Source organism: Streptomyces sp. NPDC050617 (assembly GCF_040654795.1).
GTDB lineage: Bacteria > Actinomycetota > Actinomycetes > Streptomycetales > Streptomycetaceae > Streptomyces.
This window is the reverse complement of sequence record NZ_JBFAIS010000041.1, coordinates 1,427-21,112: the sequence shown is the minus strand read 5'-3', so window position 1 is coordinate 21,112 and position 19,686 is coordinate 1,427. Positions and strand designations below refer to the sequence as shown.

At 72.9% G+C, this 19,686-nt stretch carries 19 protein-coding genes; 11 read left to right on the top strand and 8 right to left on the bottom strand.

What is annotated here, in order from left to right:
* Positions 1-349: 349 nt before the first annotated feature.
* The gene (locus AB0I49_RS35145) at positions 350-1,309 is read right to left on the bottom strand and encodes a biotin--[acetyl-CoA-carboxylase] ligase (RefSeq protein WP_363231273.1); all 960 of its coding nucleotides are present in this window, start codon (positions 1,307-1,309) and stop codon (positions 350-352) included.
* Between the two features lie 200 nt (positions 1,310-1,509).
* Between AB0I49_RS35145 and AB0I49_RS35140 the strand changes: the two genes are divergently transcribed.
* The 3 genes from AB0I49_RS35140 to AB0I49_RS35130 all read left to right on the top strand — a co-directional run bounded on the left by AB0I49_RS35140 (position 1,510) and on the right by AB0I49_RS35130 (position 3,659).
* Positions 1,510-3,114 carry an acyl-CoA carboxylase subunit beta gene (locus AB0I49_RS35140; protein WP_363231272.1) on the top strand — a complete coding sequence of 535 codons (1,605 nt, stop codon included), beginning with the start codon at positions 1,510-1,512 and terminating at the stop codon, positions 3,112-3,114.
* A gap of 51 nt (positions 3,115-3,165) precedes the next feature.
* Positions 3,166-3,372 carry an acyl-CoA carboxylase subunit epsilon gene (locus AB0I49_RS35135; RefSeq protein WP_363231271.1) on the top strand — a complete coding sequence of 69 codons (207 nt, stop codon included), beginning with the start codon at positions 3,166-3,168 and terminating at the stop codon, positions 3,370-3,372.
* A 158-nt stretch (positions 3,373-3,530) separates the two neighbouring features.
* Positions 3,531-3,659, top strand: a complete 129-nt coding sequence (locus AB0I49_RS35130; RefSeq protein ID WP_363231270.1) for a hypothetical protein — start codon at positions 3,531-3,533, stop codon at positions 3,657-3,659.
* A gap of 10 nt (positions 3,660-3,669) precedes the next feature.
* Here the strand turns inward: AB0I49_RS35130 and AB0I49_RS35125 are convergent, their stop codons facing one another.
* The 3 genes from AB0I49_RS35125 to AB0I49_RS35115 all read right to left on the bottom strand — a co-directional run bounded on the left by AB0I49_RS35125 (position 3,670) and on the right by AB0I49_RS35115 (position 7,564).
* Positions 3,670-5,016 carry a cytochrome P450 gene (locus AB0I49_RS35125; RefSeq protein ID WP_363231269.1) on the bottom strand — a complete coding sequence of 449 codons (1,347 nt, stop codon included), beginning with the start codon at positions 5,014-5,016 and terminating at the stop codon, positions 3,670-3,672.
* A gap of 370 nt (positions 5,017-5,386) precedes the next feature.
* Positions 5,387-7,330, bottom strand: coding sequence for an FtsX-like permease family protein (locus AB0I49_RS35120; protein WP_363231268.1), 1,944 nt, complete (start codon positions 7,328-7,330; stop codon positions 5,387-5,389).
* 57 nt (positions 7,331-7,387) lie between these two features.
* A complete protein-coding gene (locus AB0I49_RS35115; protein ID WP_363231267.1) occupies positions 7,388-7,564 on the bottom strand; it encodes a hypothetical protein in 177 nt (58 codons plus the stop codon).
* 18 nt (positions 7,565-7,582) lie between these two features.
* On the opposite strand from AB0I49_RS35115, the gene AB0I49_RS35110 reads away from it, so the two are divergent.
* Positions 7,583-8,200, top strand: coding sequence for a nucleoside triphosphate pyrophosphatase (locus tag AB0I49_RS35110; RefSeq protein ID WP_363231266.1), 618 nt, complete (start codon positions 7,583-7,585; stop codon positions 8,198-8,200).
* A gap of 48 nt (positions 8,201-8,248) precedes the next feature.
* Here AB0I49_RS35110 and AB0I49_RS35105 read toward each other — a convergent pair whose 3' ends face one another.
* The gene (locus tag AB0I49_RS35105; RefSeq protein WP_363231265.1) at positions 8,249-8,488 is read right to left on the bottom strand and encodes a hypothetical protein; all 240 of its coding nucleotides are present in this window, start codon (positions 8,486-8,488) and stop codon (positions 8,249-8,251) included.
* Between the two features lie 336 nt (positions 8,489-8,824).
* On the opposite strand from AB0I49_RS35105, the gene AB0I49_RS35100 reads away from it, so the two are divergent.
* On the top strand, positions 8,825-9,622 hold the full coding sequence (locus AB0I49_RS35100) for an IclR family transcriptional regulator (RefSeq protein ID WP_363231264.1): 798 nt from the start codon (positions 8,825-8,827) through the stop codon (positions 9,620-9,622).
* Positions 9,623-10,040: 418 nt separating this feature from the next.
* On the opposite strand, the gene AB0I49_RS35095 is transcribed toward AB0I49_RS35100, so the two are convergent.
* Positions 10,041-10,490: a hypothetical protein gene (locus AB0I49_RS35095; protein WP_363231263.1), complete on the bottom strand. Its 450-nt coding sequence runs from the start codon at positions 10,488-10,490 to the stop codon at positions 10,041-10,043.
* A 415-nt stretch (positions 10,491-10,905) separates the two neighbouring features.
* Between AB0I49_RS35095 and AB0I49_RS35090 the strand changes: the two genes are divergently transcribed.
* From AB0I49_RS35090 to AB0I49_RS35080, 3 genes are all read left to right on the top strand, one after another.
* The gene (locus tag AB0I49_RS35090) at positions 10,906-12,675 is read left to right on the top strand and encodes a biotin carboxylase N-terminal domain-containing protein (RefSeq protein ID WP_363231262.1); all 1,770 of its coding nucleotides are present in this window, start codon (positions 10,906-10,908) and stop codon (positions 12,673-12,675) included.
* A 153-nt stretch (positions 12,676-12,828) separates the two neighbouring features.
* A complete protein-coding gene (locus tag AB0I49_RS35085) occupies positions 12,829-13,437 on the top strand; it encodes a helix-turn-helix domain-containing protein (RefSeq protein WP_363231261.1) in 609 nt (202 codons plus the stop codon).
* A 168-nt stretch (positions 13,438-13,605) separates the two neighbouring features.
* Entirely contained in the window at positions 13,606-14,493 is an 888-nt protein-coding gene (locus tag AB0I49_RS35080; protein ID WP_363231260.1) for a putative protein N(5)-glutamine methyltransferase, read from the top strand.
* 235 nt (positions 14,494-14,728) lie between these two features.
* Here the strand turns inward: AB0I49_RS35080 and AB0I49_RS35075 are convergent, their stop codons facing one another.
* Positions 14,729-15,712, bottom strand: coding sequence for a DeoR/GlpR family DNA-binding transcription regulator (locus tag AB0I49_RS35075; RefSeq protein WP_363231259.1), 984 nt, complete (start codon positions 15,710-15,712; stop codon positions 14,729-14,731).
* 155 nt (positions 15,713-15,867) lie between these two features.
* Positions 15,868-17,316, bottom strand: a complete 1,449-nt coding sequence (locus AB0I49_RS35070; protein WP_363231258.1) for an NAD(P)H-quinone dehydrogenase — start codon at positions 17,314-17,316, stop codon at positions 15,868-15,870.
* Between the two features lie 107 nt (positions 17,317-17,423).
* Here AB0I49_RS35070 and AB0I49_RS35065 point away from each other — a divergent pair, with 107 nt between their 5' ends.
* The 3 genes from AB0I49_RS35065 to AB0I49_RS35055 all read left to right on the top strand — a co-directional run bounded on the left by AB0I49_RS35065 (position 17,424) and on the right by AB0I49_RS35055 (position 19,160).
* On the top strand, positions 17,424-17,861 hold the full coding sequence (locus AB0I49_RS35065; protein WP_030893269.1) for a gamma-glutamylcyclotransferase: 438 nt from the start codon (positions 17,424-17,426) through the stop codon (positions 17,859-17,861).
* 64 nt (positions 17,862-17,925) lie between these two features.
* A complete protein-coding gene (locus AB0I49_RS35060) occupies positions 17,926-18,201 on the top strand; it encodes a hypothetical protein (protein WP_363231257.1) in 276 nt (91 codons plus the stop codon).
* A 137-nt stretch (positions 18,202-18,338) separates the two neighbouring features.
* Entirely contained in the window at positions 18,339-19,160 is an 822-nt protein-coding gene (locus tag AB0I49_RS35055) for a purine-nucleoside phosphorylase (RefSeq protein ID WP_363231256.1), read from the top strand.
* The last annotated feature ends 526 nt before the right edge of the window (positions 19,161-19,686 follow it).

The following is a 19,686-nucleotide window of genomic DNA, read 5'->3' as shown; positions in this document are numbered from 1 at the left end:
GTGTCCCGCGCACTGCTCCGCGGTCCCCCTCGGGACCGCGACGGGACGCCTCAACGATACGACAGGTGTGCCGTAGCTCACTCTCCGGACTCCGCGCGCCCTGATGCCCCTTCGGTCTCTTCCACCCCGGTCACCTCGTCAGATACAGGAGATACAGGCGTACCGGCGGTCGCGGCATGGCTGGGGGCGGGGGAGGGCCGGGGAGGGCCGGGTGACAGCCGGGGAGGGCCGGGTGACGGCCGGGTACGGGATCGCAGGGCCGCGCGAGGGTCCGTACGGGCCGCTGTCCTCCGTCCCTCAGCCGCCCGCCGTCCGCCGTTCCTCAGCCGCCAGCCGCCCGCCGTTCCCCTCAGCCGCTCGCCGCCCGCAGATGCACGATGTCCCCCGCCCCCACCGGCTCCTGCATCCCCTCCGCCGTCGCGAGCACCAGCCGCCCGTCCCCGTCGATCGCGACGGCCTCGCCGACGAGTTCGCGGTCGCCCGGCAGCTCCGCCCGTACGGTCCGGCCGAGCGTGGCGCACCCCGCCGTGTACGCCTCCTGCAACCGGCAGGCCCCCGGATCGCCGCCGGTCGCCCGCCACTGCCCGTACCACTCCTCCAGCGACCTCAGTACGGCCCTCAGCAGCGGATCGCGGTCCGTCACCGGCGCGCCCGCCAGCAGCAGCGAGCCGGCCGTCGGCACCGGCAGCTCGTCCGCGCGCAGCGAGACGTTGAGGCCGATGCCCAGCACCACCCCGGCCCCGGCCCGTTCGGCGAGAATCCCGCCGGTCTTGCGCTCGGCGGGGACGGCACCGGCCTCTCCGGAACTCTCCGGGACCGTCACCAGCAGGTCGTTCGGCCACTTCAGGGCCATGTCCACGCCCGCCGCGCGGGACAGCGCGGTGGCGGTCGCCACCCCAGCGAGCAGCGGCAGCCACCCCCACCGCTCCATCGGCACCTCGTCGCCCGGTTCCAGGTACACCGAGAAGAAGATCCCGGAGCGGGCGGGGGCGGACCAGCGCCGGTCGAGCCGCCCGCGTCCGGCCGACTGCTCCTCGGCGACGAGTACGGCGCCGGGGGCGAGACCCGCGCCCTCTCCGGCGAGCGTGGCCAGGTCCGTGTTGGTGGAGCCGGTCACGGGCACCACATCGATGGAGGTCCACAGCGCGCCGGGCCGTACGAGGGCGCGCCGCAGGGCCGCGGCGTTCAGCGGCGGCCGGTCGAGGTCGGACCAACGGCTGCCGGAAGGGCCGGAGGAGGGGCCCGGGGAATCCGCGGAGCCGGAGGGATCAGAGGCGTCGGAGGGATCAGAGGCGTCGGAGGGCGTCATGAAGGCCAGCCTAGGAGGGGACGGTGTGGCCAACGACGCACTGCCACGGCGCAGCCACGCGGATACGCTACGAACCGGTAGCCAGAAGGGTCCCGACCGGCCTTTTCCGGCCCCCGAGAGCCCCCGACAGTCCCCCGAACCTCCGAATTGCACCGGAAAGTCCGAGTCAGCCATCCAGGACGAGCAGGAGCCGCATCGCGATGTCCGAGCCGCAACACGCCACACCGGACGCAACCAGTCACACCACCGCCGGGAAGCTGGCGGATCTGCGTCGCCGCATCGATGAGGCGACGCACGCGGGCTCCGCGCGCGCGGTGGAGAAGCAGCACGCGAAGGGCAAGCTGACGGCGCGCGAGCGCATCGACCTGCTCCTGGACGAGGGGTCGTTCATCGAGCTGGACGAGTTCGCGCGGCACCGCTCGACCAACTTCGGCATCGAGAAGAACCGCCCGTACGGGGACGGCGTCGTCACCGGCTACGGCACCGTCGACGGCCGTACGGTCTGCGTCTACTCGCAGGACTTCACCATCTTCGGCGGCTCGCTCGGCGAGGTCTACGGCGAGAAGATCGTCAAGGTCATGGACTTCGCGCTGAAGACCGGCTGCCCCATCGTCGGCATCAACGACGGCGGCGGCGCCCGCATCCAGGAGGGCGTCGCGGCGCTGGGCCTGTTCGCCGAGATCTTCCGCCGCAATGTGCACGGCTCCGGCGTGATCCCGCAGATCAGCCTGATCGTGGGGCCCTGCGCGGGCGGCGCGGTCTACTCCCCCGCGATCACCGACTTCACGGTGATGGTCGACCAGACCTCGCACATGTTCATCACCGGCCCGGACGTCATCAAGACGGTCACCGGCGAGGACGTCGCCTTCGAGCAGCTCGGCGGCGCGCGTACGCACAACACGACCTCGGGCGTGGCGCACCACATGGCGGGCGACGAGAAGGACGCCATCGACTACGTCAAGGCGCTGCTGTCCTACCTGCCCTCCAACAACCTGTCCGCGCCGCCCGCCTTCCCCGAGGAGGCGGACCTGGAGACCTCGGACGAGGACCGCGAGCTGGACGTCCTCATCCCGGACTCCGCGAACCAGCCGTACGACATGCACACCGCCATCGAGCACGTGCTGGACGAGGGCGAGTTCCTGGAGACGCAGGCGCTCTTCGCGCCGAACATCGTCACCGGCTTCGGCCGCGTCGAGGGCCACCCGGTGGGCATCGTCGCCAACCAGCCGATGCAGTTCGCGGGCTGTCTGGACATCGACGCCTCGGAGAAGGCCGCGCGCTTCGTGCGCACTTGCGACGCCTTCAACGTGCCGGTGCTGACCTTCGTCGACGTGCCCGGCTTCCTGCCCGGCGTCGACCAGGAGTACGGCGGCATCATCCGGCGCGGCGCGAAGCTGATCTACGCCTACGCGGAGGCGACGGTCCCGCTGATCACGGTGATCACGCGGAAGGCGTTCGGCGGCGCGTACGACGTCATGGGCTCCAAGCACCTGGGCGCGGACCTCAACCTGGCCTGGCCGACGGCGCAGATCGCGGTCATGGGCGCGCAGGGCGCGGTGAACATCCTGCACCGCCGCACGATCGCCGCGGCCCCGACGCCCGAGGCGCAGGAGGAGGTGCGCCAGGAGCTGATCGCGGGCTACGAGGACGCGCTCCTCAACCCGTACGTGGCGGCCGAGCGCGGTTACGTCGACGCCGTGATCATGCCGTCCGAGACGCGTCGGCACGTCGTGCGCGGGCTGCGCGCGCTGCGCGACAAGCGCGAGTCGCTGCCGCCGAAGAAGCACGGCAACATCCCGCTGTAGTCGCGCGCACCGTGCTGTGACACGGTGCCGTAACACCGTAAGGAGGCCGCAGTGATCAAGGTTGTACGGGGCAATCCGACCCCGGAGGAGTTGGCCGCCGCCCTCGCGGTGGTGCAGGCCCGCGCGGCGTCGGCGCCGGAGGCCGCGCCGGACGGGAAGGGCCGCGACGCGTGGGCCGACCCGGCCCGTACGGTCCCGGGCCGGCGGCTCCCGCACCCCGGCCCGGCGGCGTGGCGCACGACGTACTGGCCGGTCTGAACCCACCGCTGAGACACACCACCGAAATCACCCGCGTACCCCCTGTCACCTGGGCACCTTTCCGGTGGTGGGAGACCGGGGGAAATAGTCCTTCCGCTTGCGGCGCCTGAGTACGCGTACTCAGGCGCCGCGCCGGTGGCCCCCGGACCATTGATTTCATGCTGTGGTCCGACCCGCCCGAAGAACCGCCCCAGGAGCTGCGCGAAGCGCAGGCGATGCTCCACCGGGCGGGCATCGTGCTGGCCATCGGCATGGTGATCCTGTTCTTCATCCTCGGCCTGGCCTGATTCCGGTTCCTCAAGAAATGAAGACCGGCAGCCGGCGGTGCCCGTTCGAGATGAAGCTGCTGACCGGCCGCAGCTCGGCGGCGGGCACAGCCGGCCGGAGCCGGGGGAACCGGCCGAAGAGCAGCGGCAGCGCGACGGCGGCCTCCAGCCGGGCCAGGGGCGCGCCGATGCAGTAGTGCACGCCGTGGCCGAAGGCCAGATGCTCCTTGTCGGCGCGGGTGACGTCGAAGCGGTCGGCGCTGTCGCCGTGCAGCGCCGGGTGGCGTCCGGCGGCGGCGTACGAGGCGATGATGGCGTCGCCCTTGCTGATCAGCGGGCCGCCGTCGAGGCGGATGTCCTCGATCGCGTAGCGCATCAGGATGTTGGCCACGGGCGTCTCGGCGCGCAGCGTCTCCTCGATGACGTCGTGCCATGTGGCGCGGCCCGCCCGGACGAGGGCCAGTTGGCGGGGGCGGGTGAGCAGGGCGTGCACGGCGTTGTCGAGGAGGTTGACGGTGGGCTCGTGCCCGGCGCCGAACATCAGCAGCAGGGTGTCGACGAGTTCGGCCTCGCTGAGCCCCTGGCTCCCGCCGCTCCCGCCGCTTCCTCCGTCGTCCTCGTCGCGGGCGGCGATCAGGGCGCTGGTCAGGTCGTCGCACGGCGCGGCCCGCTTGGCCTCGACCAGCGCGGCGAGCACGGCGCGCAGTTCCGCAGTGTTGGCCTCGGCCGCCGCCGGGGAGTTGGCGGTGTCGAACATGGCGTCGACGGTGCGCCGCAGCTCGGGCCGGAGCCGCTCGGGCACGCCCATCAGCTCGTTGATCACCTGGAGCGGTACGGGGTAGGCGTAGCGTTCCCGCAGGTCGACGGGGCGTCCATGCGCACCGGCGGCCGCGAGGTCGTCGAGCAGCCCCTCGACGACGGCCTCGATACGGGGCCGCAGCGCCTGGGTGCGGCGCGCGGTGAACGAGGAGGCCACCAGCCGGCGCAGCCGCGCGTGCTCGCGCCCGTAACCGGTGGCCATGCTGTTGGTCGTCACCCAGATGTACAGCGGCCAGTCGGGCCGGATCCGGCCGTCGGCGAAGGCCGCCCAGTGCCGCCGGGTGTCCTTGGAGACCCGGTCGTCGGTGAGCAGCCGCTTGAGGTGGTCCGGGCTGGTCACCGACCAGGCGCGCACCCCGCCGGGAAGTTCCACGCGCGCCGCGGGGCCGCGGGCCCGCAACCGGGCCCCTTCGCCGTGGATGTCGCGGCCGGCGAGGTCGATGACGATGGGGTCGGCGAGTTCGGCGAGTTCGGCGGGTTCGGCGAGTTCGGCGAGTTCGGCGAGTTCGGCGAGTTCGGCGCAGGACTCGGGCTCGGGCTCGGAACGGGGCTCGCGCATGCGGGTCTCCTCGGGCTCCGCCGACGGCGGTGGGCCGGCGGCCGACGGGAAGCTGCGGCCGGAGGGCCGCCGTACCGGAGACCAGGACAGCACGCCCCCGGAGCCCGCTCCCCCACATTTTTGGGCGGGTCGCGCCGATGCCGTACGAGCGTGCCGACCGGGAGGACGAACCGGTCCGGACGGCTGGGGCGAGGCCCTACGGACATCTGCCCCAGCGCTGCTACCGCGCGCTCCATCCCGGCACCCGGTTTCGGGGCCGGTTTCGGGGCCGCCTTGGCGGGGGAGCCGGGGCCAGTTCCGGGCCGGTTTCGGGGCCAGTTCCGGAGGGGTCGCGGCCCGTCTCGTACGCCCCGCCAGAGCGCCCGGCGCGCTACCCCGGCGCGCGGAGCGCCGTAGCCGGGCGCTGCGCGAGGGCGATGCGCGTCGTCACCACGCCCGTCACGAGCGCCAGCGCCCCCGCGCCGCCCACGATGAGCGCGGTGACGGACGGCGACAGGTCCAGGCGGGCGGTGCCGGTCAGGGCGCGGGCGCTGCCGGCCAGGACCGCACCGGCGACCGCCGAGCCGAGCAGCAGCGCGGCGAGCACGGTGACCGCGTTCTCCAGGACCGTCATCCGGCCGATCTGCCGGCGGGTGGCCCCGACGAGCCGCAGCAGCGCGAACTCGCCGGAGCGCTCCATCGTCGTCATGACCAGCGTGTTGACCACGGAGATCGAGGTGAAGACGGTGATCACGGCGAGCAGCAGGTACGTCACGGTCATCGACGCGTCCTGCCGGTGCCGGGCCTCGGCGGCGTACGCGGCGTGGTCGAGCACCCGCCACCCCGCGTGCCGCCCTTGGGCGAGCGCGGCGAGCCCGTCCGCGACCGCGCGCTCGTGGCCCGGCGCGGAGCGTACGTACACGGTGTCCTGCCCGAGGGTCTCGCCGTCCATGAGGTGGCGCGCGGCGATCCGTTGCGGGAGCACGATGTCGCCGAAGCCGTCGCCGCGCGTGTAGCGGTAGGCGACCCGTACCCGTTCGACGCGGTCGTCGTCCATGAGGAGGCGCACCTCGTCGCCGGTCCGCGCGCCCGCCGCGCGGGCCAGCCGCTCGCTCAACGCCACGTCGTGCGCGCCGAGTTCCACCGTTCCGCGGGACCCGGGCCGGCCGGTCGCGCCGAGGTCGAGCACCCGCCCGAGGGGCCCGTCGGTGACGGCCTGCGCGACGCCGCCGGGGCCGTGCCGCGCGTCCTCCTCACCGGTGAGCACCTTCGCGTACGTGCTGGTCGTGCCGACCGCGGCGGCCACCCCCGGCACCCGGCGCACGGTGCGGGCGGCGTCGGCGGGCAGTTCGTCGCCGCTGGTGACGATCTGGTCGGCGACCATGCGCCCGCTGTCCTGGCGCTGCTGTTCGCGCCACTTCATCTGCGGCACGAACAGCGAGACCGCCGCGAACGCGACCGTCAGGGCCAGCGGCATGATCGCCGAGGCGAGGCGGCGGTGGCCCGTGCCGAGGTTGGCGCCGGCCACGTAGCCGACGCCGGAGAAGAGCAGTCTGCACAGCCCGCCGAAGCCCGCACCGACCAGGCGGCCGATCCAGGGGGCGAGCAGCGCGATGGCGATCATGAAGACCATGACCATGCCGGACGCCGCGTTGACGTCGGAGCTCGAACCCGGATCGCCCGCGATGGACTCCAGCCCCCAGACGCCGCCGCCGAGTACCAGCAGCCCGGCGGCGGTACGTACCCACCCGGCCCGGCGCCGGGGCGCCGCCGCCTCGCCCAGCGCCCGCATCGCACGCACCCGCGCGGCCCGCCGGCCGCTGCTCCACACCGCGGCCTCGGCCGTCACCCAGCAGACGGCCGCCGCCGAGGCCAGGCTCACGGGCCCGAAGTCCAGCCGGAAATCCGGGGAGAACAGCCCCTGCCCGGTGAGCGCCGCCCGCAGCCCCGCGGCCAGCAGCACCCCCAGCCCGCAGCCCGGAAGCAGCGCCGCCACGGTGACCACGAGCGCCTCGTAGGCCACCATCCGGCGCACCTGGCGCGGGGTCGCGGCGATCGCCCGCAGCAGCGCGATCTCCCGCGTCCGCTGCTGTACGGACAGCGAGAACGTCCCCGCCACCGCGAACGCCGCCACGAACAGCGAGATGAACCCGAACGGCACCGCGAACGCCACCACATCCGGCCCGCCCGCCGCGGCCCCGGCCCGCGCGCCGGACTCCAGCAGCACCGCGCACGCCGTCACCAGCGCCTGGGCGCAGACCATCGCGACGAAGGAGCCGGCGAAGTCGGTACGGCGGGACCGCACGGTCCACCAGGCGAGTTGCAGTAACGCCACGATCAGTCCCCCAGCCAGGTCCGCGGCCCGCGCCCACCCCTGTGCGCCGCCCCACGATCACAGTGAACTCCCGATCGTAGTCGGCGGGTTGTCCGCTTCGACGGCGGGCGGGGGCGCGGGCGGCGACGGGTCCGGCGTCAGCTCCGGCATCGGGTCCGGCATCGGGTCCGGCATCGGGTCCGGCGGCGGGTCCGGCGCGGAGTCCGGCGCGGAGTCCGGCACCGGGTCCGGCACCGGGGGCGTCCGCCTACCATGGCCCGTATGGATCTCAGCCCCTCGCGCCGTCTCGTGCTCGCCTCCCAGTCCCCCGCCCGGCTCGGACTGCTCCGGCAGGCCGGGTTCGCGCCGGACGTGATCGTCAGCGGCGTGGACGAGGACGCGATCAGCGCGGAGAGCCCCGCCGAGCTGGCGCGGGTGCTCGCCGAGGCGAAGGCCGATGCCGTGTCCGTACGGGCCGAGGCGGCGGGCGCGCTCGTCGTGGGCTGCGACTCGGTGCTGGAGCTGGACGGGCAGGCGTACGGCAAACCGGCGGACGCCGAGGACGCCACGGCCCGCTGGAAGGCCATGCGCGGCCGCGCCGGGATTCTGCGCAGCGGCCACTGCGTGATCGACACGGCGAACGGCCGCCGCGCCTCGGCGACGGCGTCCACCACCGTCCGCTTCGGCGAGCCGACGGACGACGAGATCGCCGCCTACGTCGCCACCGGCGAACCGCTGCGCGTCGCGGGCGCGTTCACGATCGACGGCCGGGCCGCCCCGTTCGTCGAGGGCATCGACGGCAACCACGGCACGGTCCTGGGGCTCAGCGTCCCGCTGCTGCGCGAACTGCTGGCCGGTCTGGACGTGCGCGTCACAGACCTCTGGGCATGACGAAGGGCGCGGAAGGAGACCTTCCGCGCCCTTCGCCGAACCCGCCGCTCAGGGCATGGCCCGGCTCAGCTCCCCCAGGGCCTTGTCGGCCCCCTGCGACAGTCCCCCGGTCAGCTGCCCCACCCCGTCGGCCAGCCCGCCCCTCAGCTTCCCCACGCCCTGGTGCAGCTGCGTGGTCGCCTGGCCCGTTCCCTTGGCCAGCCCGCCGCCGACCCCGCCCTCGACCCCGTTGGTGACCCCGGGGTAGAGGCTGAACTGCGGCTCGGCCCCCTCCATCGGCTTCGGCATCGGCGCGGTCGGCAACGGAGCCTCAGGAGTGGGAACGGGCGGCATGGGCGCCGCCGGCCCCGGAACGGAGGGGGCGGCGGAAGCGGCCCCCTGGGCCATCGAAAGTGCGGACGCGGCGAGGACTACGGCTGTTGCGATGCGCTTGATCATGCTTGGTCAACGAGAGGGGCCGGGACGGGTCACCGCGGTAGCGCGGATGCCGTAGCCTCCGGCGGTCGCGGGGGGGGCGTGACCGTCGGGCCCCCTGCCGGGACCCTGCGCATATGCGATTCTGGGAGGTCGGCCCGCCGGGAGAGAGCGGCGGCCGGTTCGTCGCCCCGGAGGACACGCCCGCCCATGCCCGCGCCCGCGCCCACGCCCGCAGCCCCCGGTCCGCAGTCCGTGGACCGGGCGTTGGATCTGCTCGACGCGGTCGCCGAGGCGGCCGGGCCGGTGACCGCCAAGGCGCTGGCGCGGCGGCTGGGTTGCGGGTTGTCGACCGTGTACGCGCTGCTCGGTTCGCTCACCGCGCGCGGGCATCTCACGCGTTCCGCCGCCGGCTACACGCTCGGCTACCGGCTCCCGGTGCTGCACCGCGCCTTCCAGCGGCAGATGCGGATCGACGACGGGCTGCACGAGGTGCTGCTGCGGGTGCGGCGGGCCGCGGGGGCCGAGGCGTACTTCAGCACGTACCGGGACGGCGAGATCGCGGTGCTGGACGGGACGACCGCGATCCACGACACGGACGCGGTCTTCTCGGTGGGCCAGGAGACGACCGCGCACGCCACCGCCCACGGCAAGGTGCTGCTCTCCGCGCTGCCGCGGGCCGCGCGGCACCAGTACCTGGCCGCGCGCGGCATGCGGCGGCTGACGCCGCGCACGATCACGTCGCCGGACCGCTTCGACCTCGAACTGCGGCGCGTGCGCCGGGACGGCTTCGCCGTGGAGATCGAGGAGGCGCAGCCGGGCATGGCGTGCGTCGCGGTGCCGGTACGGGCGTCCGCGGGCGCGAGCGGCGGGGCTCGGAGTCGGCCGGTCACGGCCATCTCGGCGGCCCTGCCGTTGGGCGAGTTCACCCGGCGTCGCGAATCGCTGACGGAGGCGGTCCGGCGTGCCGCCGTGGAGGCGGAGGGGCTTACCGTGCACGGCGTGTGAGTCCGTGGGGTGCGGCGCCGGGCTCTCCGGGGCGGGGGTCCGGGACCGTATATTTACGGGCCGCTCACCCGGCATTTCTACGGAACCCGGCACTCCGGCCCGCAAATACACGTCAGCGTCCCGGACCCCCGCCCCTGCGAACCCGTCGCCTCCCGTCCGTACCCGGCTGACGGGTCTCGGGGACATACGACTCCCGTCCGTACCCGGCTGACGGGTCTCGGGGGGCGTACGGCTCCCGTCCGTACCCGGCTAAAGGGTCTCGGGGGGGTACGACTCCCGTCCGTACCCGGCTAAAGGGTCTCGGGGGGCGTACGGCTCCCGTCCGTACCCGGCTAAAGGGTCTCGGGGGGCGTACGGCTCCCGTCCGTACCCGGCTGACGGGTCTCGCTCGGGGCGTACGACGGGATCGGTGGGCCCGTCAGGCCGGGTGTGGGCCTCCTGCTCTTGCCGAGCGCTCGTCGGATGGTTCGCCGTCCGATTCCCGGTCGTACAGCACCAGGCTCAGCACGATCAGGCCCAGCACGACCATCATCGCCGCGAAAGCCGGCCAGCCGACCAGGCCGACGGCGAAGGCCCCCAGCAGCGCGTGCACGACCGCGCACGTGATGAGCACGATGCGCAGGAAGATGCCGGGCGGGCGGTCGCGCCAGGCGGTGCGGGCGAGGGCGAAGGCGCAGAGGAGGAGGTAGAGGGCGCAGACGGCGCCCGCGGCCCACGCGCCGACCGTCATCGCGTGCGGGTCCAGGCCCGCCAGGGACATGCCCTGCTTGTCGACGACCAGGCCGAGGAACCAGTTGAGGAAGGCGATGCCGATCGCCTCCAGCACCAGCACCGCGGCCGTCGTCGCGGCTATCGCTCGGCTCTTCACCCCACCGCCCCTCCCGTACTGCGTCGCGCGGGCGGCGCATACGCGTTACCCGCGGTACGTTCGACATCGGGCACGCTACTCATGGGTAAGCGACTGGACAAGGGTTCCGACGCGAGCAGTGACGAGCGGTGGACAGGCCGGAAGGGCGGGCAAACTTTCCCGCGCCCGTTCGTAGGGTCTCCACAAAGAATCCGCGCCCCTCACCCCGCACGCGGCTGGAGACCTTGACCACATCGCGGCACGACCGGCGCTCCAACGATCCGGGCGTACCGTGGGACACCAGGGGAGTTGGGCCCCCATGGCCCACATTCGGCTTCCGCCTCACGCTCCGTGTGGGCAAGCTCACCCCGGGAGTCGGGTCGGCACAGAGTGTTGCCAGTACCTAAACTCACCTTGTTTCAAGGAGGGAGCCATCGTGCGCAAGGTGCTCATCGCCAACCGAGGCGAAATCGCTGTCCGCGTCGCCCGTGCCTGCCGGGATGCCGGAATCGCGAGCGTAGCCGTCTACGCCGATCCGGACCGGGACGCCCTGCACGTCCGCGCGGCCGACGAGGCCTACGCGCTGGGCGGTGACACCCCGGCGGCCAGCTACCTGGACATGGCCAAGGTGCTCGCCGCCGCTGCCGAGTCGGGGGCGGACGCCGTCCACCCGGGCTACGGCTTCCTGTCCGAGAACGCGGAGTTCGCCCAGGCCGTCCTGGACGCCGGGCTGACCTGGATCGGCCCCCCGCCACAGGCCATTCGCGACCTCGGCGACAAGGTGGCGGCCCGTCACATCGCGCAGCGCGCCGGGGCCCCGCTGGTCGCCGGCACCCCCGACCCGGTCTCCGGGTCGGACGAGGTCGTCGCCTTCGCCGAGGAGCACGGCCTGCCGATCGCCATCAAGGCGGCGTTCGGCGGCGGCGGCCGCGGCCTGAAGGTCGCCCGCACGCTGGAGGAAGTACCGGAGCTGTACGACTCCGCGGTGCGCGAGGCGGTGGCCGCCTTCGGCCGCGGCGAGTGCTTCGTCGAGCGCTATCTCGACCGGCCCCGGCACGTGGAGACGCAGTGCCTGGCCGACACCCACGGCAACGTCGTGGTCGTCTCGACCCGCGACTGCTCGCTCCAGCGCCGCCACCAGAAGCTGGTGGAGGAGGCCCCCGCGCCCTACCTGAGCGACGAGCAGAACGCCGAGCTGTACCGGGCGTCGAAGGCCATCCTCAAGGAGGCCGGCTACGTCGGCGCGGGCACCGTCGAGTTCCTCGTCGGCCAGGACGGCACGATCTCCTTCCTGGAGGTCAACACCCGCCTCCAGGTCGAGCACCCGGTCACCGAGGAGGTCTCCGGCATCGACCTGGTCCGCGAGATGTTCCGCATCGCCGACGGCGAGGAACTGGGCTACGACGACCCGGCGCTGCGCGGTCACTCCTTCGAGTTCCGCATCAACGGCGAGGACCCGGGCCGCGGCTTCCTCCCGGCGCCCGGCACGGTGACCAAGTTCGAGGCGCCGACCGGTCCGGGCGTGCGCCTGGACGCGGGCGTCGAGTCCGGTTCGGTCATCGGCCCCGCCTGGGACTCGCTGCTCGCCAAGCTCATCGTCACCGGCGCGACGCGCGGCCAGGCGCTCCAGCGCGCCAAGCGGGCGCTCGCCGAGTTCACGGTCGAGGGCATGGCCACCGCCATCCCGTTCCACCGCGCGGTCGTCGAGGACCCGGCCTTCGCGCCCGAACTGGGCGGCTCCAACGGTCCGTTCGAGGTCCACACCCGGTGGATCGAGACCGAGTTCGCCAACACCATCGAGCCCTTCGCGGGCGCGGTCGCCGACGAGGACGAGGCCCTCGGCCGGGAGACCGTCGTCGTCGAGGTCGGCGGCAAGCGGCTGGAGGTCTCCCTCCCGTCCTCGCTCGGCATGTCCCTGGCGCGTACGGCCGCGGCCGGCGGCGCGAAGCCGAAGCGGCGCGCGGCGAAGAAGGCGGGCTCCGCCGCCTCGGGCGACGCGCTCGCCTCCCCGATGCAGGGCACGATCGTCAAGGTCGCCGTGGAGGAGGGCCAGGAGGTCGCCGAGGGCGAACTGATCGTCGTCCTGGAGGCGATGAAGATGGAGCAGCCCCTCAACGCCCACCGCTCCGGCACGATCAAGGGCCTGACGGCGGAGGTCGGCGGCTCCGTCACCTCCGGCGCGGTCATCTGCGAAATCAAGGACTGACCCCTCGGTCCCGATGCGCTCCCTCGGGCCCCCGCCGGTGAATCGGCGGGGGCCCGAGGTGTTCCGGAGCGGTCACGTGCCGCCCCGGCCAGTGGCATCCTTGCTGTCATGAGCTCACCGGCGGTGGGCCGCGGTGAGCGGGAGGATGACGCAATGGCGACGGACACGGCGCAGACGTCACAGCGACCCATGCGCGCGGACGCGCGGCGCAACTACGAGCGTCTGCTGGCCGAGGCCCGTACGGCCTTCACCCAGCACGGCACGGACACCTCGCTCGAAGACGTCGCGCGCCGCGCGGGCGTCGGCATCGGCACCCTCTACCGGCACTTCCCCAATCGCATCGCCCTGATGAGCGCCGTCTTCCAGGGCGAGGTCGACGCGCTCCTCGCCCGCTCGCGCGAGCTCCTCGCCGCCCCCGAACCGTGCCGCGCCCTCGTGGAGTGGCTGCGCGCGATCATCGCGCACGCGAGCACGTACCGCGGGCTGTCCCGCGAACTGATCGCCGCGCAGAGCGACGAGGGGTCCGCCCTGTCGCGGTGCAGCACGCCGATGCGCGAGGCGGGCCGTACGCTCCTCTCCCGCGCCCAGCAGGCCGGGGCCGTACGCACCGACGTCGGCATCGCCGACCTCATGCAGCTGACCAGCGCCATCGCGCTCGCCACCGAACAGTCCCCGGACGACCCGGAGTTGGCCGACCGGCTGCTGATGCTCACCCTGACCGGCCTGCGGGCCCCCGGCACGGAGTGCGCCGAGCGGGGGTAGCCGCGGGCCCGGTCGGGTAATGTGGACGGCTCAGGCAGTGAACACGTCAAGGAGGTGAGACCCATTACCGCTGCAGCAGGCTGGGTGCTCCCTCCGCACGGCCGTACGGTCCACCGGACATAGGTGACCACGGGAGCCCCACGAAGGCATCCCGAAAGGTCCCCTTCCATGTCGGTTTCCGCATCATCCGCCCTTTCCGCACACCCCGCTCGTCCCGCTGACCCGGCCGCCGTCGTCACCGCGCTCCGCGCCGCCGGGTGCGTCTTCGCCGAGGACGAAGCGGAACTGCTCATAGCCGAGGCCCGTACGCCCGCCGAACTCGACGGCATGGTGCGTCGGCGGGCCGACGGCCTGCCCCTCGAACACGTCCTGGGGTGGGCCGAGTTCCGCGGCCTGCGCGTCGCCGTGGACCCGGGCGTCTTCGTGCCGCGCCGCCGCACCGAGTTCCTCGTCGAACGGGCCGTCGCCGCGGCCCCCGCGCGCTCAACCGGACCGGTCGTCGTCGATCTGTGCTGCGGCTCGGGCGCGGTGGGTCTGGCCCTGCGCGCGGCCCTCGGCCGCGCCGAACTGCACGCCGCCGACATCGACCCCGCGGCGGTCCGCTGCGCCCGCCGCAACGCCGCCTCCCACGGCGGTGACAGTGGTGACGGCAGTGACGGCGGTGACAGCCGGGTGTACGAGGGCGACCTGTACGAGCCGCTGCCGGCCGCCCTGCGCGGGCGCGTCGACATCCTGGTCGCCAACGTCCCGTACGTACCCACCGAAGCCATCGGCACCCTCCCGCCCGAGGCCCGCGACCACGAACCTCTGGTCGCCCTCGACGGCGGCATGGACGGCCTCGACGTGCTCCGCCGCGTCACCGCGGCGGCCCCGCGATGGCTGGCACCCGGCGGCTCCCTGCTCGTCGAGACCAGCGAACGCCAGGCGGCGCACGCCGCCTCGGCCTTCGCCGCGAGCGGCCTGATCACCCAGGTGACCACCTGCGACGAACTCAACGCCACGGTCATCACGGGCACCAAGCCGCCGACGGAGACGGCAGCGGTGAGTGAGGGGTGAGCGGGCGGGGCGCGGAGCCCGCCCTTGGGGGCAGCCCTTGGGGCAGCTTTCAGGGGCAGGTCCTGCCCCTGCTGCGGGCGGCATCCGGCGGTCGGCCGGTCTGTGCGCCTGCCGCGAAGCGGCTCACCGGCGGTCGGCCGGTGTCGGTCAGTGTCAGTGTCGGTCAGTGACGATCTGCTGGGGCACCTGAGCCCGTACGCCCGTAGCAAGGCTGGCATACGGGTCCGGTGGCCGGTTAGCGGCGGCGCAGGTCGGCCACTCTGCCGGGGATCGGGTCGCCGACCGCGGCGGCCGCGCGGAGTTGTGTGCCGCTGGGGCCGGGCGGGTGGTTGCGGCGCTGGCCCGGCAAGGGAGCTACGTCCCGCCGGGGCCGGTGCCCCGGCGGCACGGAGTCGCCGCCGCTGGGGCCGACCGTCCCCCCCGAGCCCGACCCCGCGCCGGGCCCGGCGACCGCGATCTGCACCCCTTGGTCCGCCAGCGCCTGGAGCTCCGTGGCGGCGCGCTCGTCGTGCGCGGGCGGCTCGTCGGTCACCAGCCGGGTGATCACATCCGTGGGAACCGTCTGGAACATGGTGTCGGTGCCGAGCTTCGTATGGTCCGCGAGCACCACCACCTCGGCCGCCGCCTGCACCAGCGCGCGGTCGACGCTCGCGGAGAGCATGTTGGACGTGGACAGGCCGCGCTCGGCGGTCAGTCCGCTGCCGGACAGGAAGGCGCGGGAGACCCGCAGCCCCTGGAGGGACTGCTCGGCCCCGCTGCCGACCAGGGCGTAGTTGGAGCCTCTGAGGGTCCCGCCGGTCATCACGACCTCGACCCGGTTGGCGTGGGCCAGCGCCTGGGCGACGAGAAGGGAGTTGGTGACCACGGTCAGGCCGGGTACGCGCGCGAGCCGGCGGGCCAGCTCCTGCGTGGTCGTACCGGCGCCGACGACGACGGCCTCGCCCTCTTCGACGAAGCTCGCCGCGAGATCGGCGATGGCCGTCTTCTCCGCGGTCGCTAGATGGGATTTCTGCGGAAAGCCGGACTCCCTGGTGAAACCACCCGGCAGCACCGCACCGCCATGCCGGCGGTCGAGCAGTCCTTCTGCCTCCAACGCCCGTACGTCCCGCCGTACGGTCACTTCGGAGGTCTGGACGACACGGGCGAGCTCACGGAGCGAAACCGCCCCGTTGGCCCGCACCATTTCGAGGATCAATTGGCGACGTTCTGCTGCGAACACGAAACTGACAGTAACGCCAACGACCAACTGTTTTCAGCAGCTTGCAGCAATTAACGGAAATTGTCCGTAGCCGCTACCCCGGAGTGGTATAGGAGAGAAGCGCACCGGCGCAGTCGGCCCGCGCGGCGCGCACCCCTTCCGCCCGCGCCGCCCGCCTACTCCTCGCTCTGCGTCTTACGGGTGTGCAACTGCCGCGCGACCTCGGCGATCGAGCCGGACAGCGACGGGTACACGGTGAACGCGTTGGCGATCTGCTCCACCGTCAGGTTGTTGTCGACGGCGATCGAGATGGGGTGGATCAACTCGCTGGCCCGCGGCGCGACCACCACGCCGCCGACCACGATGCCGGTACCCGGGCGGCAGAACAGCTTCACGAATCCGTCCCGGATGCCCTGCATCTTCGCGCGGGCATTGCGCAGCAGCGGCAGCTTCACCACACGCGCGTCAATCCTCCCGTTGTCCACGTCCGCCTGCGTGTAGCCGACAGTCGCAATCTCCGGGTCCGTAAATACGTTCGCGGATACAGCCTTGAGATTGAGCGGAGTGACCGCGTCGCCCAGGAAGTGGTACATGGCGATACGGCCCTGCATCGCCGCGACCGAAGCCAGCGCGAAGACGCCGGTGCAGTCGCCGGCCGCGTACACGCCCGGCACGCTGGTCCGCGACACCTTGTCGGTCCAGATGTGGCCGGACTCCTTGAGCCTGACCCCGGCCTCCTCCAGCCCCATGCCGCCGGTATTCGGAATGGAGCCGACCGCCATCAGGCAGTGCGTACCCGAAATCACCCGGCCGTCCGCCAGAGTGACCTCCACGCGCTCCCCCACCCGCTTCGCGGACTGTGCGCGGGAGCGCGCCATCACATTCATTCCGCGCCGGCGGAACACGTCCTCCAGCACCGCCGCGGCGTCCGGGTCCTCGCCCGGCAGCACCCGGTCGCGGCTGGAGACCAGCGTCACCTTCGAGCCGAGCGCCTGGTACGCGCCGGCGAACTCCGCGCCCGTCACGCCGGAGCCCACCACGATCAGCTCCTCGGGGAGCTCCTCCAGGTCGTAGACCTGCGTCCAGTTGAGTATCCGCTCGCCGTCCGGCAGCGCGTCCGGGATCTCACGCGGGTGCGCGCCCGTCGCGATCAGCACGGAGTCCGCCGTCAGCGTCTCCTCGGAACCGTCCGCGGCCCGTACGGTCACCGTCCGCGAGCCGTCGGCGGCCCGTTCCGGCTCCAGCCTGCCGCGGCCGCGCAGCACGCGTGCGCCCGCACGCGTGACGGACGCCGTGATGTCGTGCGACTGGGCCAGCGCCAGGCGCTTCACGCGCCGGTTCACCTTGCCCAGGTCCACGCCGACGACGCGGGCCACCTGCTCCAGCGGCGGCGTGTCGTCGGCGACGATGATCCCGAGCTCCTCGTACGAGGAGTCGAAGGTCGTCATCACCTCAGCCGTCGCGATGAGAGTCTTCGACGGCACGCAGTCGGTCAGCACCGACGCCCCGCCCAGACCGTCGCAGTCGACGACGGTCACCTCCGCGCCGAGCTGCGCGCCCACCAGCGCCGCTTCGTAGCCGCCGGGTCCGCCACCAATGATCACGATCCGAGTCACATACTCCATTGTCCCGCACCCGTCACGAGGTCTCCGCCCGGGGCCCTCCGTCCGGGCTCTCACCTGAGCGTGCCGCCACAAATGCCGTTCCGGCCCACTCCCGTACCCTCAGAACCATGTCGCTCTACGCCGCGTACGCCGGCAACCTCGACGCGCGGCTGATGTCCCGCCGCGCACCGCACTCGCCGCTCCGCGGCACAGGCTGGCTGACCGACTGGCGGCTGACCTTCGGCGGCGAGCAGATGGGCTGGGAGGGAGCGCTCGCCACCATCGTCGAAGCGCCCCGGTCCCAGGTCTTCGTCGCGCTGTACGACATCGCCCCGATGGACGAGGAGTCCATGGACCGCTGGGAGGGCGTCGGCCTCGACATCTACCGGCGGATGCGGGTGCGCGTGCACACCCTGGACGGCGAGGAGGCCGCCTGGCTGTACGTGCTCAACGGGTACGAGGGCGGGCTGCCCTCCGCCCGTTACCTCGGTGAGCTAGCCGACGCCGCCGAGTCCGCGGGCGCGCCCCACGACTATGTGATGGAGCTGCGGAAACGGCCCTGCTGAGGTGTGCGTACGGCCGTAAACTCGGCGCACGACGGGCCGGCAGGGACCGGAAGGGGAGGGCACTATGCCCACATACCAGGTGTACTTCACCGAACAGGCCGGGGTGGCCCGCGACCGCCTCGACGACTCGCAGCGCGCCGCCTTCGACAAGGGCATCTCGCTGCTCGCCCGCGACCCGTTCCCCGCGCTCTCCCGCCCGATAAGCGCCACCGGCGACGACCGGACCATCCGGCTGACGCAGAACATCCTGGTGGAGTACACGGTCAGCATGGGGCGGCTGCTGGTCTTCATCGTCGAGGTCTTCAACGACAAGGACATCTTCGTACGGGACGCGGACTGAGCCGGGGGCCGCAAGCCCGCGGCAGCAAGGCCCCAGCACCACCCGCTGTCACCGACGCTGCCACCGCCGCCACCTGTGCCACGTCTGTCACCTGCGACATCTACGCGCGTAGGAGATTTCCGGATACCCTCGTCCGCGTGAACGCATCAGTTACTCCGGAGATCCAGGGCGACCCCTACGCCGCCGCCGACGCCGCCGCCGCCCGCCTGCGCGAGCTCACCGGCGCCGAGACCCACGACGTGGCCCTGGTCATGGGCTCCGGCTGGGTACCCGCGACCGACGCGCTCGGCACCGCCGAGCACGAGTTCCCGGTCACCGAGCTGCCCGGCTTCCCGCCGCCCGCCGTCGCGGGCCACGCCGGCACGATCCGCTCGTACCGGATCAAGGACAAGCGGGCCCTCGTCTTCCTCGGCCGCACGCACTACTACGAGGGCCGCGGCGTCGCCGCCGTCGCGCACGGCGTACGGACCGCCGTCGCCGCCGGCTGCAAGACCGTCGTCCTCACCAACGGCTGCGGCGGCCTCCGCGAGGGCATGCGCCCCGGTCAGCCGGTGCTGATCAGCGACCACCTCAACCTCACGGCCACCTCCCCCATCGTCGGCGCCAACTTCGTCGACCTCACGGACCTCTACTCGCCGCGGCTGCGGGCCCTCTGCCAGGAGGTCGACCCCAGCCTTGAGGAAGGCGTGTACGCCCAGTTCCCCGGCCCGCACTACGAGACTCCGGCCGAGATCACCATGGCCCGCGTCCTCGGGGCCGACCTGGTGGGCATGTCCACCACCCTCGAAGCGATCGCCGCCCGCGAGGCCGGGGCCGAGGTGCTCGGCATCTCCCTCGTCACCAACCTGGCCGCCGGCATGACGGGCGAACCCCTCAACCACGAAGAGGTCCTCCAGGCCGGCCGCGACTCGGCGGCCCAGATGGGCAGCCTGCTGGCGCAGGTACTGGACCGGCTGTAACGAGCACGGGCGTGCCGGGGCGGGTGCGGGTGCTACGGGTGCAGGTACGGGCATGGGTGCGGCGTGCTGTGGGTGCGGGGCCGGGTCCTACGGGGTGGGGTCCTCCACCGCATATTTACGGGCCGCAAACCCGGAAACGCCAAGTCACCCAGCACTTCGGCCCACAAATACACGTCAGCGTTCCGGACCCCACCCCTACGGCCCCGGCCCCTCCCCTCTCGTCGCCGTCGGACTGCCGGTGGGGGGCGCGAACGGAAGCCCCCCGCAGCACGGCACGGCACGGTGCGGTGCGGCATGGGGTGGCACGGCACCTGTCGTTCCCCTCACGTCGCCGTCGAACGGCCGGTGGGGGGGCGAACGGAAGCCACCCCGCAGCACGGCACGGTGCGGTGCGGCATGGGATGGCACCTGTCGTTCCCCTCACGTCGCCATCGAACGGCCGGTGGGGGGGCGAACGGAAGCCACCCCGCAGCACGGCACGGTGCGGTGCGGCATGGGATGGCACCTGTCGTTCCCCTCACGTCGC